The organism is Rhodanobacter sp. ANJX3 (assembly GCF_014200755.1).
In the GTDB taxonomy this organism is placed as follows: Bacteria; Pseudomonadota; Gammaproteobacteria; order Xanthomonadales; family Rhodanobacteraceae; genus Rhodanobacter.
The window spans coordinates 511133-524454 of record NZ_JACHCM010000003.1 but is presented as its reverse complement, the minus strand read 5'-3'; the positions used below and the strand labels follow the sequence as shown (position 1 = coordinate 524454).

Below are 13322 nucleotides of genomic sequence, written 5' to 3'. Positions count from 1 at the left end.
GACCCTCCAAGGAAGGGGCAACGACGCTGCGAACGTTTTATTTCGGCCGCGACACTTCACTGTGTCGTGGTCGTCTCGCGTGGTTGCGCAAGATGATGCACAATCGCGCTCACAGTAGTGTCAAAATAACAGCCGGCCCACCGGCGTCGCTGTCCCGGTACCCATCGTCATCGTTGTCGGAAACTCAACCGTTAAGGAATGTCACCATGAATAAGACCGTACGTATTGCCCTGGTCGCTCTGCTGTGCGTCAGCGCGGCTGCCTGCTCCAAGAAAGCCGTCAAGCCCACCGCTCAGCCGGCCCCCGTCGACAACAGCGCGATGAGCCAGGGTGACAACACCGCCGGCAAATACAAGCTGGGCGACCTGGAAACCGACGCCTGCCTGCGCCAGCGCGTGGTGTACTTCGATTTCAACCAGACCGAGATCAAGCCGGAGTTCCAGCAGATCGTGGCTTGCCACGCGAAGTACCTGCAGGACCGTCCGACCTCGCAGATGCGTCTGGAAGGCAACACCGACGAGCGCGGCACGCGTGAGTACAACCTGGGCCTCGGCGAGCGTCGCGGCAAAGCTGTCTCCGATGCGTTGACAGCTGCCGGCGGTTCGGCCAGCCAGATCAACGTGATCAGCAACGGCAAAGAGAAGCCGGTCTGCCGCGAGCACAACGAGGATTGCTGGAGCAAGAATCGTCGCGTCGAGATCGTCTACACCGCCGAGTAATCAGCACGCATGAAGAAGAAACTGGCTATCAGCTTTGCAGCCAGAACAAGCATGGCGGGCGCGTTAGCGTCCGCCATGTTTTTTGCGTCCGCGGCCATCGCGCAGGACTCGCGTCTGAGTCTCGCCGACCGCGTCACGCGACTGGAGCAACAGGCACAGAACAAGGACCAGGGCGGCATCGGCATGGTCAACCAGATGCAGCAACTGCAGGCTCAGGTGCAGCAGCTGCAGGGTCAGATCGAGGAACTGCAGCACAGCCAGCAACAGCTCGACGACAAGAACAAAGCCCAGTACGGCGATATCGATGCCCGTCTGAGTCGACTCGAAAACGGCGCCGGCGCCAATGCCGCCAAGCCGCCGGCCAACAATCCTCCCGCGCCACCCCAGAATCCTGCGCCGGCCGCTGCCGCGCCAGCCGCCGGTGCCGCCGCCAGCCCCCCTGCCGCCGATCCCGGTGCAGCGGCGGCTTACGATGTCGCCTTCAAGGCGATTCGTGCCGGCGACTACGTATCGGCCTCGCGCGATTTTCGCGGCTTCATCCAGAAATACCCGAGCGATGCGCTGACGCCCAACGCTTTCTACTGGCTGGGCGAGTCGTACTACGCCACGATGAATTACCCCGTCGCGGTCGAGGCGTTCCAGCATCTGCTGACGCAGTTTCCGCAAAGTGAAAAGGCGCCGGATGCCTTGCTCAAGCTGGGCTACTGCCAGATCGAGCTGAAGCAGGTGCCGCAGGCAAAGGCCACGTTGACGGCGGTAGGCAGCAAGTATCCCGGTTCCAAGGCGGCGAGCCTGGCCAAGGAACGGCTGCGTCAGATCCAGCAGTCCTCGGCCAACTGAGGCCGTGGGGGTGAGCGCTGAAAACGCCCGCGTGGTCTCCGCCACGCCAGCCTCGCCCGTCGCCGAACGGCTGCGCATCACCGAGATTTTCCACTCGATCCAGGGCGAGGCCGATGCGATCGGCTGGCGCACAGTGTTTGTGCGCCTGACCGGGTGTCCACTGCGCTGTGTGTGGTGCGATACCGAATATTCGTTCTACGGCGGCGACTGGCACGCGATCGACGACATTCTCGCCGAGGTCGCCAGGCATGGCGTCAGGCATGTGTGCGTTACCGGCGGTGAGCCGCTGTCGCAGAAGCGTTGCCTGATCCTGCTGAAGAAACTGTGCGATGCCGGCTATGACGTGTCGCTGGAAACCTCCGGCGCGATCGACGTGGCGCCGGTCGATCCGCGCGTGCGCAAGGTGATGGATTTGAAGGCGCCCGATTCCGGCGAGAGCGGGCGCAATCTCTGGTCGAACCTCGATCACCTGCTGCCGCACGATCAGATCAAGATCGTGATCGCCAGCCGCGCCGATTACGAGTGGTCGCGCGCGATGCTGGAGGAACACGCGCTGGCGCAGCGCTGCATGGTGCTGTTCTCGCCCGTGCATGGTTCGGTGCAGCCGCGCGATCTGGCCGAGTGGATCATCGAAGACAAGCTGCCGGTGCGTTTCCAGCTGCAGCTGCACAAGCTGCTTTGGGACGATGCGGCCGGAAAATGATTTGCGCGTTCTAACGCGAAGATCAGCAAATCCGCGCTGTGGCGATGTTGCCGCAAGCGCCGGTAAAAACCGCGCGCCGGCCTGTGCTGCCGGTGGCGTTCGTGGCCGGTGACCGGTCAGCATCGTATGGAACATCTCATGTCAGAAAAATCTCTACCTCGCGCCGTCGTGCTGGTCTCCGGCGGCATGGACTCGGCTGTCACCATCGCGCTGGCGCGCGAGCAGGGCTACCGGGTGTACGCGCTCAGCGTCGCCTACGGACAGCGTCACAGCTCCGAGCTGGCCGCGTCGGCGCGCGTGTCGAGCATGCTCGGCGCGGTGGAACATAAAACGGTGACGGTGGATTTGCGCAGCATCGGCGGTTCCGCGCTGACCGCCGACATCGACGTGCCGCTGGATGCCGTGGACAACACCGATATCCCGGTGACCTATGTGCCTGCGCGCAACACCATCATGCTGTCGATCGCGCTGGGCTGGGCCGAAGTGCTGGGCTCCAGCGACATCTGGTGCGGCGTCAACGCGGTGGACTATTCCGGCTATCCGGACTGTCGTCCCGCCTTTATCGAAGCCTTCGAAACACTGGCCAATGTGGCGACCAAGGCCGGCGTGGAGGGTGCGGGCATGCGCATCCACGCGCCGCTGATGCGTATGGGCAAGGCCGATATCGCGCGCGAGGGTCGGCGCCTCGGCATCGATTTTTCCGCGACCGTCAGCTGCTACAACGCCGACAGCGAAGGTCGCGCCTGCGGCCACTGCGACGCTTGCCGGCTGCGTGCGCAGGGCTTCCGTGATGCCGGAATGCCCGATCCCACCCGCTACGTGTGAGCGGGGCTGCTTGTGCCGATGCGCCCCAGACCGTAAAATCGCGGGCTGGCTTTCGCTAGTCGGGTCGTTAGCTCAGTTGGTAGAGCAGTAGACTTTTAATCTATTGGTCCCGGGTTCGAATCCCGGACGACCCACCAACTTTCAAGGCGCCTCAGGGCGCCTTTTTCGTGAGCTCTCGACGTCGCCGTCGAGTCGCGCCGGATCACTGCGCAGATCGGCCGGTCTTTCGGTAACGACGCGTCAGCCGCTCGATCAACAGCGGCAGCAGCGCCAGCACGGCAAGTGCGGCCGATGGCAGCAGCACTTCGCGATGCATGAAAAGATCCATGCTGAAGCTCGTGCTCTGGCTGAGCACCGTGCCGATGCCGGCGCCGATCGAGGTTTCGAAAATCAGCGTGATCGTACCGCCCAGCCAGGTCGCGCCGATGAACAACCACAGCGGACAGCGCAGCCAGGCGAGTCCGACGGTGACGCCGCCGAACGGCAGAATAGGCAGGAAGCGCAGAAACAGCGTGTAACTCACCGGATGACACTCGAATCCGTGATGCAGTTTCGCCACGATAGCCGGCGCCTGGCGGTTGCCTGCACCAAACGCATAGCGGCTGGCGAGAAAGAGAACCAGCGAGCCCAGCGTCAGCGCGATCGATGAACACAGCGTGCCTTCGACGACGCCGAAGGCGAAACCCCCGGCGAGGATCACGATGATGGCACCAGGAATGCCGGTGCAGGTGGTCAGCGTGAGCAGGCCGACAAAGACCAGCCGACTTAGCCACGGATGCGCGGCAATGTGCGCATGGATCTGGGCCTGATGTGCGACCAGCCGCTGCGGTGTGAACCGATCGAGCGCGCCCGACGCGAACAGCACGATACCGGCCAGTATCAGCAGGATAAGCGGTAGCGAGGCGCGCAGGCGATTCAATACGGCGTACCGTTGGCGCCGTAATCGGCCAGCACCGCGCGGGCGCGATCGCGCAGAATGTCGCGACGTACGGCGATGCCGCGCCGCGCCAGTTCACCGATCCAGTCGTTCGGCAGCGGGCCTTCGTCGAACTCGGTGAGTTCCTCGACATCGTCGGCGCGGGCGCCGATCAGCAGCTCGTCGATGCCGGCCCACACCGTGGCGCCGTAGCACTGGCAGCACGGCTGTGCGCTGGTGGCTAGCACGTAGCGGCCACCGTCCTGATTCAAGCGGTGCTGTGTCAGGCGTTGTTGCGCCACCATCAGCGCCATGATTTCCGCATGGGCTACCGAGCAGCTTTGGGGCACCACGCGATTGACGCCGATGGAAATCAGACGTCCATTCGCCGCATCGAAAACGGCCGCGCCGAAAGGACCGCCGCTTCGCTCGGCCACGTTGCGCCGCGACAGCTCGATCGCCAGCCCGACGCGCTCTTCATCGCCGAGGTAAGCGCGGCCCATATCGACGACATCGCCCATCCAGGGCGGCAAGGTCAGATGGATCTGCAGTGGAAGCATGACGTTCCCTCCCTTTACTGCCCAGCTTGCCTCGCCCAGCTGTCACGCAAGGTGACAGTGCGGTTAAATACCGGTTTCGCGGGCTGATGGTCGACGCGGTCGGCGACAAAATAGCCCAGACGCTCGAACTGGAAGCGCTGTTCCGGCGCGACGTTTGCCGCGGCCGGTTCCAGCCACGCGTGCACCACGCGCTTGGCCTGCGGGTTGATGTGCTCCAGCCAGGTCTTGCCGTCTTCCTCGCTTTCGGGCGCGGCGACATTGAACTGACGATCGTAGATGCGGACCTCGGTGGCCACCGCATGCTTGGCGCTGACCCAGTGGATCGTGCCCTTGACCTTGCGGTCCGCGCCGGGCATGCCATGGCGCGTTTCCGGATCGAGCGTGCAATGCAGCTCTGTCACACGGCCGTCAGCGTCCTTGATCACCTGCTCGCACTTGATGATGCCGACACCGCGCAGGCGCACTTCGCCGTCGGGCTTCAGGCGATGAAAGCCCTTCGGCGGGATTTCGGCGAAATCCTCGCGCTCGATCCACAGCGCGGGCGAAAAGGGCACGTCGCGCTGCCCGAAACTTTCGTCCTTCGGGTGATTGGCGAAGCGCAGCGTTTCTTCGTGATCCGCGGGCAGGTTGGCGATCACCAGCTTGAGCGGATCGAGCACGGCCATGCGCCGTGCCGCGGTGACGTCGAGATCTTCGCGGATGCAGTTTTCCAGGATCGCGTAGTCGATCACGCTGTTCTGCTTGCTCACGCCCACACGCTCGATCAGCAGGCGCAGCCCGGCCGGCGTGAAGCCCCGGCGACGCAGGCCGCGCAGCGTGTTCATGCGCGGGTCGTCCCAGCCATCGACGAAGTTTTCCGCGACCAGCTGCGCCAGCTTGCGCTTGCTGGTGATGCAATAGCTGAGGTTGAGGCGCGAGAATTCGATCTGCCGCGGCTTGGCCGGCTGCGTGCGTACGCCGGCGTCGAGCAGCGACGTCCACAATTCGGGATGGTTCGGCAGATCGACGCTGTCGACAAACCAGTCGTACAGCGGGCGGTGATCCTCGAATTCCAGCGTGCACAGCGAGTGCGTAATGCCTTCCAGCGCGTCGGACAGGCAGTGCGCGTAGTCGTACATCGGATAGATCGGCCACGCGTTGCCGGTGTTCTGGTGGGCGATCTTGCGGATGCGGTAGATCGCCGGGTCGCGCATGTTCATGTTGCCGGAGGCCATGTCGATCTTCGCGCGCAGCGTCTTGCTGCCGTCGGCGAATTCGCCCGCGCGCATGCGGCGGAACAGGTCGAGGTTTTCCTCGACGCTGCGCTCGCGGTGCGGCGAATTGCGCCCGGCGGCGGTCAGCGTGCCGCGGTACTCGCGCATTTCTTCGGCGTTGAGATCGTCGACATACGCCTTGCCGTCCTCGATCAGCTTCAAGGCGGCGCGGTACATCACCTCGAAATAGTCCGAGGCATGACGCAGGTCGTGCCATTCGAAGCCGAGCCACTGCACGTCGTCCTTGATGCCTTCGACGAATTCGGGGTCTTCCTTGCCGGGGTTGGTATCGTCCAGGCGCAGATTGCACCAGCCCTTGAACTCGCCGGCGATGCCGAAATTCAGGCAGATCGCCTTGGCGTGGCCAATGTGCAGATAGCCGTTGGGCTCCGGCGGAAAGCGCGTGTGGATGGCGCGGTGCTTGCCGGAGGCGAGATCGTCGCGCACGATCTGCCGGATGAAATTCTGCTGCACGGTCGGCGTCCCGTTCGATGTGGCCGGGATGACAGGTTCGACGGTGAGGTTTTCGGTCGACATCGTGCAAAAACTCGCGGGCAGTAGCGGAAACGTGCCAGTTTACCCTGTCGCTGCCACCGGGCGCAGAAAGCGGCCGTGCCGGGGAGTCGCGGTACGGCTTGCCGATCGGTCCTGCGGGGGTTAGCTTTCGAGGCATGCAGATCATTTATCGTGCCGCCAACCTGTTTGACGCCCATCTGGTGAAGGATGCGCTGGAGGCTGAGGACATTCCGGCTTTCATCGCTGGCGAATACCTGACCGGCGCCGTCGGCCAGCTGCCGGCCATGGATTACATCGCCGTGATGGTGCCCGAATCGAGCCTGCCTTCGGCCAGCGATATCGTCAGAGACGTGGAGGCGCAGCTGAGCGAGGCGAGGCTGGCGATGAAGGCGCGGGAGGATGCGCCGGACGATCCACTGGCTGCGTTCTGCTAGCCGCCGGCTAAGCCGTTTTATCCCACCCAGATCAGGCCGCGCAGCCAGCGCGGTAAGCCATCAGCCATGAACGATATTGCCCCTTTGATTCGCGCCGTTCCGGACTTCCCCGTTGCCGGAGTGACCTTTCGCGATATCACGCCGCTGTTGGCCAACAGTCGGGCCTTTGCCCGATGTATCGATGCGCTGGCGGAGCCTTGGGAAGACCAGCGCGTGCATGTGGTTTGCGGCATCGAGGCGCGCGGCTTCATCGTCGGCGTGGCGCTGGCGCAGAAGCTGGGGGTCGGCTTTGTGCCGCTGCGCAAGCCCGGCAAGTTGCCGCCGCCGGTCGTGACGGTGGATTATCGGCTGGAGTACGGCAGCGATCGGCTCGAAGCCAGCACCGGCCTGCTTCTGCCCAGGCAGCGTGCGCTGATCGTCGATGATGTGCTGGCGACTGGCGGCACGCTGGCCGCCGCGCATGCATTGGTCGGGCGGCTGGGCGGCGAGGTGGCGGGCGCCAGCGTCCTGATCGAGCTCGATGCACTCGATGGACGAAGCCGCTGGCCGCACGACTCGCCTCTGCACAGTCTGGTTCACTACTGACGTTGAGCGAATCGAGCCCCGACATCGCCGCCGGATGGACGCTAAGGCTTCACGACAGCGAACTGTTCCACATACACCAGCTCGCACGCGCCAGCACCCACATCGTCTCGCGTCATCGAGGTTTTCCAGCGCCAGCCGTCCGGACGGCTGGCATCGACCAGAAAGCCTTCGAAGTGCACCACTTGGCCGACGCGTACGTGCTCGAGTTCGTATTTGACGCCGGCATCGGCCGGGATCATGTGCATGTTGGCGCTGGAGGTTTCGATCTCGCGGCGGGGAATCGGAAACTGTTCGACGCGCCAGTAATAAAAACGATCGGACTGCGTGATCTTGATATTGGCCAGCACGGCGCTGTCCGACATGCGGCCCCAACCGAGCGCTAGGTCTTCGGGGATCAGCTTGGCATCGGCGCCCCACGAATAGTTTTCGCGGGAAAGCACGCGTGCGGTCACCACGAAGTGCGCGCGCGTGGTGAGGGTGACATCGTCCTTCTGCAGAACCGGCGCATCGGCGCCGAAATCCTCCTGCAGTGGCACATCTGGCGCCAGCACGCCCGCGGGAGGCGTTACCGCGCGATGGCGCCAGTGGGAGAGGGCTCCCCAGCCAACCAGCAAGGCCAAAAGGGCGATCAGTAATCGACGCATGACGCTCTGGCCTTTGCCGGTGGGCTGAATGACGCGCTGGAGCGGTACACGGGTTCGACCGCGGCGAAATCAGTCCTTGGCCCGCTTCGCCTTTCTGGCCGCCTCGATCCCCGGCACAAACAGCTCCGGCGGCAGTTCCTGGAACACCTTGGCCAGACGCGTGAGAAAGCCGGTCATCGAGGCACTCTTGCGCCATACCATGGCGATACGCCGGCTCGGCGGATGGCCGGCGAATTCGATCAGATGCACGTTGTCGGTGCGTGCCATCGGCGGTTTGGTCGCCAGCGTGGGCAGCAGGGTGATGCCCACGTTGGCGGCCACCATCTGCCGCAAGGTTTCCAGGCTGGTCGCGCGGAAACCGGTTTTTTCGCCGGCGCCGGCGAGCTGGCACACTTCCAGCGCTTGATCGCGCAAACAGTGGCCGTCCTCAAGCAGCAGCAGCCGTTCCGCGGCCAGGTCGGACAGCTTGAGCCGGCCCTTCTGTTTCACCAGCGCATGGTTGTTCGGCACGGCGAGCACGAACGGTTCTTCAAACAGAAACTCCGAATGCAGCGAATCCTCGTGCAGCGGCAGCGCCAGAATGCCGGCGTCGAGCGAACCGTCGCGCAGCATGTGGATGATGTTCTCGGTCTTGCCCTCGGTCAGCAGCAGCTCCAGCCGCGGAAAACGGTGGCGCAGCAGAGGTATTACATGGGGCAGAAGGTAGGGCCCGAGGGTAGGGAAGATGCCCAGCCGCAGGGTGCCGGCTTCCGGGTCGCGCGTACGCTGAGCAGTGGCCTTGATCTCGTCGACCTCGGCCAGCACCATGCGTGCGCGGCGCGCAATTTCGCGACCGGTTTCAGTGAGCAACACTTTGCGCGGCATGCGTTCGACCAGCGTCACGCCGAGTTCCTCTTCAAGCTTTTTGATCTGGGTCGACAGGGTCGGCTGGCTGACGAAGCTGGCCTCGGCGGCGCGGCCGAAATGGCGGTGTTCGGCCAGAGCTACGAGGTAGTGCAGGTCGCGCAGATTCATGGGCGGAGTCGATTGCCGTGATAGTCGTCGCCTATGATTGTGATGTAAACCATCAATTTGAACAATCTGCGTCGTCTGCGTAGCATGGTGCATCGCGACACGCTGCAAATGGGATGGCTGCTCAAAAAATAGCCACCTGTTCTGCAGGGCGTCAATTTGCCACACCCCCCCCCATCATTGGAGAAAAACCATGCTGACCATCGGCGACAAGTTTCCGCAGTTCAACCTCCTCGCGACCGTCTCCACCGAGAGCGTCGAGAAGGCTTTCGCTCCGATCGACAATGGCACCTACAAGGGCAAGTGGCTGCTGGTGTTTTTCTATCCGAAGGACTTCACCTTCGTCTGCCCGACCGAAATCAAGGGCTTCGGCGACCTGAACAGCCAGTTCGCCGACCGCGACTGCCAGGTGCTGGCTGCCAGCACCGACAGCGAGTTCGTGCATCTGGCCTGGCGCAAGGATCACAAGGATCTGCGCGACCTGCCGTTCCCGATGCTGGCCGACATCAAGAAAGACCTGACCTCGGCTCTGGGCATCCTGGGCGACGACGGCGTGGCGCAGCGCGCTACCTTCCTGGTCGATCCGGACGGCATCATCCGCTTCGTCTACGTCACCGACGGTTCGGTCGGCCGCAACCCGCAGGAAGTGCTGCGCGTGCTGGATGCCCTGCAGACCGACGAGCTGTGCCCGTGCAACTGGAGCAAGGGTGAAGAGACCCTGCAGGTTGCCTGATAGCCGGCGCATGCCGACGGTCGATTGCTCGCAAGACCCCGCGCGTCAGAGTTTGTCCCTCCCCCGCTGACGCGCGGGCACCGGCGGCGAGGTTCGCTTCGCCGCCGGTTTTTTTTGCCCCGAATTTTTATCTACTCCCGAAATTTTACCGAGGTGTTCCATGAGTCTTGCCGATCTGAAAAGCCAGCTGCCCGACTATGCCAAGGACCTGCGCCTCAATCTCGAGTCGGTGCTGACCGAGGGCGGCGCGCCCGGCCTGAGCCAGAAGCAGATCGTGGTGATCGCGCTGGCTTCGGCGATCGCGTCGCGCTACAAGCCGCTGACCGCGGCCATCAACGAACTGGCCGTGCAGCATGCCAGCGAAGACGAGCTCAAAGGCGCGCGCGTGGCTGCGTCGATCATGGGCATGAACAACATCTACTACCGCTTCATCCATCTGGTTGGCGATGCCGAGTACGGCACGCTGCGCGCCAACCTGCGCATGAATGCGATGGCCAATCCCGGTGGCGACAAGGTCGACTTCGAGCTGGCCTCGCTGGCCGTGTCGGCGGTCAATGGCTGCGGCATGTGCCTGGAGTCGCACGAAAAGACCTTGCGCAAGCATGGCCTGTCGGCGCAACCGATCCAGAGCGCCGCACGCATCGCTGCCGTCATCCACGCGGTGGCCGTGGCGCTCGAGCAGGCCGACGTAGCCGGCTGATTCGCCACAGCGATGCCGCATTGAGCCAGGCAACACAGACGCCCCCGGTCAGCGATGGCCGGGGTTTTTTTGTGCGCGGGCGCTACCCGGGCATGCCTTCTGGCACTGTGTCGAAAGTCATGCGCCGCTTAGCGTGGGTGTTTACTTGTTCGGTACCGGGGTCTTCCATGCGTCGTTTTGTTCGTCCTCTTCTGCTCACGGCTTTGGCCAGCTGCTGTGCTGCCGCGTTTGCCGCCACCACCGATCAGGTGCCGCAGGGCAGGCTGCCGCAGTGGGCGGTGCCGCAGTCGTATGCGCTGTCGTTCAAGGTCGATCCGGCACGGGAGGATTTTTCCGGCACCACCAACATTACCGTCAAGCTCTCCAAAGCTTCCGATCACCTGTGGCTGGACGGTGCCGAATTGAAGGTGTCGAAGGTCGCCGTCACTGACGCGGCAGGCGCCACGCATGTCGGCACCTACACCGTGGCCGATGCGAAGGCCGGCGTGGCCCGCGTGGATTTCGGCAGCACGCTGAAGCCGCAGACGTTGACGCTGACCTTTGATTACACCGCGCCGCTCAACGCGCAGCTGCAGGGCCTGTATAAGGTCTCGGCCAAGGGACAGCCCTACGCGATGACGCAGATGGAGCCGATCAGCGCGCGCTTCGCCTTTCCGAGTTTCGACGAACCGGGCTTCAAGACGCCGTTCACCATCAGCCTGACGATTCCCGACAAGGACACCGCGGTCGCCAACACTCAGCAGGTGAAGGAAACCAAGGCCGAAGCCGGCTGGAAGACGCTCGACTTCGCGCCGACGCTGCCGTTGCCGACTTATCTAGTCGCCTTCGGCGTCGGTCCGTGGAGCATCGCCACGGCGCCGGATATTTCGCCGGATGCCTACCGCACCACGCCGCTGCCGCTGCGCGGCATCGCTTCCGATGGCGAGGCGCATCGCATGCAGCATGTGCTGGGCGAAACGCCCAGCATCATCCATGCGCTGGAAAACTATTACGGCTTCGGTTATCCGTGGGACAAGCTCGACGTGCTGGCCGCGCCAGACTTCTCCGCCGGCGCGATGGAAAACGCGGGGCTGGTCACCTTCCGCGACTGGCTGCTGCTGCTGGATAAGGATTCCCCGGCGCGCAACGTGCGCAACTCGTTCAACGTCACCGCGCACGAGCTGGCGCACCAGTGGACCGGCGATACGGTGACGCTGGAATGGTGGAACGACATCTGGCTCAACGAAGCGTTTGCCACCTGGATGCAGCAGAAGGTGACCGAGCAGGTGCATCCGGAATACCGCGCCGATCTCGACCGCGTCACCGGCGCGCAGGGCGCCATGGCCAACGACAGCCTGGTCAGCGCGCGCAAGATCCGCCAGCCGATCACCGGCAATGGCGACATCGAAACTGCCTTCGACGGCATTACCTATCAGAAAGGCGCCAGCGTTATCGGCATGTTCGAAAACTACGTGGGCGAAAAGACCTTCCAGAAGGGCATGCAGGCGTATATCCAGAAGCATAAGTTCGGGAACGCGGTGGCGGACGATCTGGTGTCCTCGATCGCCGCGGCTGCCGGCAAGGGCAACGATTTCAAGCAGGCCTTCAACAGCTTCCTTGACCAGTCCGGCGTGCCGTATGTACAGACGTCGCTGGAGCAGCAGGGCGGCAAGACCGTGCTGAAACTCAGCCAGAGTCGCTTCCTGCCGGTCGGGAGCACCGGCGACAGCAAGCGCGTGTGGGGCATTCCGGTATGCGTGCGCTACGGTACTGCCGATGGCAGCAAGGTGAGCTGCGACGTGCTCGCCAAGGCCAGCGGCAGCATGGTGCTTCCGGGCGCCAGCCAGCCGACCTGGATCATGCCCAACGCCAATGCCAGCGGCTATTACCGCTTCAGTCTCGGCAAGCAGGAGCTGAGCGATCTGACCGCTCATGTCGGCCAGCTCAGCGACGCCGAGCAGCTGGCCTATGCCGACGCCATCGACGCCAGCTTCCGGCATGGCGATATCGATGCCGGCGACGCGCTGGCTGCGCTGAAGCCGCTGACGTCGTCGACGATTCTGGTGGTGGCGACCGCGCCGCTCGATCAGGTCGAATGGATTTACCGCAACGAAGCCAGCACCGACGCCCAGCGCAGCAAACTTGCCGCATGGGTGAAGGACGCCTACCTGCCGCGCCTGCAGCAGCTCGGCTATCAGCGCAAGGACGGCGAGTCTGGCGATGATGCGCTGCTGCGCAGCGCGCTGGCCGGTGCGCTGGGCCTGCAGTACAAGCTGCCCGAAGTGCGCGCCGAGTTGCTCAAGCAGGGCGAGGCCGCGCTCGAGCGTCAGCCGAATGGACGTCTGAATCTCTCCGCGGCCGATCCCGATCTGCTCGGTGACGCGCTGGGCGTAGCGGTGCAGGAGCAGGGTAAGCCGGTGGTCGACGCGCTGATCGCCGAACTGCCGCAGACCAGCGATGCGGCGCTGCGCAACAGCATGCTGGCCGGGCTGGCCAGCGTCGAAGACCCCGCGCTGACCAACGAAGTGCGCGATTTTGCCCTGACCAAGCCGGTCAAGGTCGGCGAGATGGCGTCGCTGGTGCGTGGTGGTCGCGATACGCAGGTACAGCGTGATGCGCTGTGGTTCTGGTTTACTGCGCACTACCCGCAGATTTTGGCGCGCACGGGCAGCTTCGCCGGTGGTGCTCTGCCACGCTTTGCAGCGGGCGGCGGCTGTTCGACCGCCGAGGTGGATCGTCTACAGGCCTTCTTCAAGCCGCGTCTGAAAGATGCGGCGGGCATCGACCGCGGCCTGGCGCAGACCAGTGAATCGATCCAGCTATGCAGTGCGCTCAAGGCCAAACAGGATCCGGCATCGATCCTGCGCTAATCGTTTGGATGTTCGGCTGAGACCGGCCGCCGCA

General features: G+C 63.8%; 14 protein-coding genes and 1 tRNA gene. 10 read left to right on the top strand and 5 right to left on the bottom strand.

The window, feature by feature from the left end:
* Window positions 1-206: 206 nt before the first annotated feature.
* The 5 genes from pal (at window position 207) to HDE76_RS10875 (ending at window position 3224) form a co-directional block, all read left to right on the top strand.
* Window positions 207-719 (top strand): peptidoglycan-associated lipoprotein Pal, encoded by a 513-nt coding sequence (gene pal, locus HDE76_RS10895; RefSeq protein ID WP_179477722.1) that lies wholly within the window; start codon window positions 207-209, stop codon window positions 717-719.
* 51 nt (window positions 720-770) lie between these two features.
* On the top strand, window positions 771-1559 hold the full coding sequence (gene ybgF / locus HDE76_RS10890; RefSeq protein WP_184507358.1) for a tol-pal system protein YbgF: 789 nt from the start codon (window positions 771-773) through the stop codon (window positions 1557-1559).
* A gap of 10 nt (window positions 1560-1569) precedes the next feature.
* Window positions 1570-2262, top strand: a complete 693-nt coding sequence (queE, locus tag HDE76_RS10885; RefSeq protein WP_184507355.1) for a 7-carboxy-7-deazaguanine synthase QueE — start codon at window positions 1570-1572, stop codon at window positions 2260-2262.
* Between the two features lie 138 nt (window positions 2263-2400).
* Window positions 2401-3087, top strand: coding sequence for a 7-cyano-7-deazaguanine synthase QueC (gene queC / locus HDE76_RS10880; protein WP_184507352.1), 687 nt, complete (start codon window positions 2401-2403; stop codon window positions 3085-3087).
* Between the two features lie 61 nt (window positions 3088-3148).
* Window positions 3149-3224, top strand: a tRNA-Lys gene (locus tag HDE76_RS10875).
* A 65-nt stretch (window positions 3225-3289) separates the two neighbouring features.
* Here HDE76_RS10875 and HDE76_RS10870 read toward each other — a convergent pair.
* Genes HDE76_RS10870 through HDE76_RS10860 form a run of 3 tightly spaced genes read right to left on the bottom strand, consistent with a single transcriptional unit; the run spans window position 3290 to window position 6353 of the window.
* Window positions 3290-4006 carry a VTT domain-containing protein gene (locus tag HDE76_RS10870; protein WP_179477718.1) on the bottom strand — a complete coding sequence of 239 codons (717 nt, stop codon included), beginning with the start codon at window positions 4004-4006 and terminating at the stop codon, window positions 3290-3292.
* On the bottom strand, window positions 4003-4563 hold the full coding sequence (locus HDE76_RS10865) for a nucleoside deaminase (RefSeq protein WP_184507349.1): 561 nt from the start codon (window positions 4561-4563) through the stop codon (window positions 4003-4005). Before HDE76_RS10865 ends, HDE76_RS10870 begins: the two co-directional genes overlap by 4 nt.
* Window positions 4564-4577: 14 nt before the next feature.
* Window positions 4578-6353: a glutamine--tRNA ligase/YqeY domain fusion protein gene (locus HDE76_RS10860; RefSeq protein WP_184507346.1), complete on the bottom strand. Its 1776-nt coding sequence runs from the start codon at window positions 6351-6353 to the stop codon at window positions 4578-4580.
* A gap of 134 nt (window positions 6354-6487) precedes the next feature.
* On the opposite strand from HDE76_RS10860, the gene HDE76_RS10855 reads away from it, so the two are divergent.
* Complete coding sequence (locus HDE76_RS10855) at window positions 6488-6766, top strand: DUF2007 domain-containing protein (RefSeq protein WP_179477715.1); 279 nt, start codon at window positions 6488-6490, stop codon at window positions 6764-6766.
* Window positions 6767-6832: 66 nt separating this feature from the next.
* Window positions 6833-7351, top strand: coding sequence for an adenine phosphoribosyltransferase (locus tag HDE76_RS10850; protein ID WP_184507343.1), 519 nt, complete (start codon window positions 6833-6835; stop codon window positions 7349-7351).
* Between the two features lie 41 nt (window positions 7352-7392).
* Here the strand turns inward: HDE76_RS10850 and HDE76_RS10845 are convergent, their stop codons facing one another.
* The gene (locus HDE76_RS10845; protein ID WP_184507340.1) at window positions 7393-7995 is read right to left on the bottom strand and encodes a hypothetical protein; all 603 of its coding nucleotides are present in this window, start codon (window positions 7993-7995) and stop codon (window positions 7393-7395) included.
* A gap of 69 nt (window positions 7996-8064) precedes the next feature.
* Window positions 8065-9009: a LysR substrate-binding domain-containing protein gene (locus HDE76_RS10840; protein WP_179477712.1), complete on the bottom strand. Its 945-nt coding sequence runs from the start codon at window positions 9007-9009 to the stop codon at window positions 8065-8067.
* Window positions 9010-9199: 190 nt separating this feature from the next.
* Here HDE76_RS10840 and HDE76_RS10835 point away from each other — a divergent pair, with 190 nt between their 5' ends.
* The 3 genes from HDE76_RS10835 (at window position 9200) to HDE76_RS10825 (ending at window position 13288) form a co-directional block, all read left to right on the top strand.
* Window positions 9200-9739: a peroxiredoxin gene (locus HDE76_RS10835; RefSeq protein WP_179477711.1), complete on the top strand. Its 540-nt coding sequence runs from the start codon at window positions 9200-9202 to the stop codon at window positions 9737-9739.
* Window positions 9740-9899: 160 nt separating this feature from the next.
* Window positions 9900-10439, top strand: a complete 540-nt coding sequence (locus HDE76_RS10830; protein WP_184507337.1) for a carboxymuconolactone decarboxylase family protein — start codon at window positions 9900-9902, stop codon at window positions 10437-10439.
* Between the two features lie 167 nt (window positions 10440-10606).
* Entirely contained in the window at window positions 10607-13288 is a 2682-nt protein-coding gene (locus tag HDE76_RS10825; protein WP_184507334.1) for a M1 family metallopeptidase, read from the top strand.
* Window positions 13289-13322 lie beyond the last annotated feature (34 nt).

What these genes read in the sequence shown, in the direction of transcription:
- pal (WP_179477722.1), top strand. Translation starts at nt 207, where the DNA reads ATGAATAAGACCGTACGTATTGCCCTGGTCGCTCTGCTGTGCGTCAGC.
- ybgF (WP_184507358.1), top strand. Translation starts at nt 771, where the DNA reads ATGGCGGGCGCGTTAGCGTCCGCCATGTTTTTTGCGTCCGCGGCCATC.
- queC (WP_184507352.1), top strand. Translation starts at nt 2,401, where the DNA reads ATGTCAGAAAAATCTCTACCTCGCGCCGTCGTGCTGGTCTCCGGCGGC.
- HDE76_RS10865 (WP_184507349.1), bottom strand. Translation starts at nt 4,563, where the DNA reads ATGCTTCCACTGCAGATCCATCTGACCTTGCCGCCCTGGATGGGCGAT.
- HDE76_RS10860 (WP_184507346.1), bottom strand. Translation starts at nt 6,353, where the DNA reads ATGTCGACCGAAAACCTCACCGTCGAACCTGTCATCCCGGCCACATCG.
- HDE76_RS10855 (WP_179477715.1), top strand. Translation starts at nt 6,488, where the DNA reads ATGCAGATCATTTATCGTGCCGCCAACCTGTTTGACGCCCATCTGGTG.
- HDE76_RS10850 (WP_184507343.1), top strand. Translation starts at nt 6,833, where the DNA reads ATGAACGATATTGCCCCTTTGATTCGCGCCGTTCCGGACTTCCCCGTT.
- HDE76_RS10845 (WP_184507340.1), bottom strand. Translation starts at nt 7,995, where the DNA reads ATGCGTCGATTACTGATCGCCCTTTTGGCCTTGCTGGTTGGCTGGGGA.
- HDE76_RS10840 (WP_179477712.1), bottom strand. Translation starts at nt 9,009, where the DNA reads ATGAATCTGCGCGACCTGCACTACCTCGTAGCTCTGGCCGAACACCGC.
- HDE76_RS10835 (WP_179477711.1), top strand. Translation starts at nt 9,200, where the DNA reads ATGCTGACCATCGGCGACAAGTTTCCGCAGTTCAACCTCCTCGCGACC.
- HDE76_RS10830 (WP_184507337.1), top strand. Translation starts at nt 9,900, where the DNA reads ATGAGTCTTGCCGATCTGAAAAGCCAGCTGCCCGACTATGCCAAGGAC.
- HDE76_RS10825 (WP_184507334.1), top strand. Translation starts at nt 10,607, where the DNA reads ATGCGTCGTTTTGTTCGTCCTCTTCTGCTCACGGCTTTGGCCAGCTGC.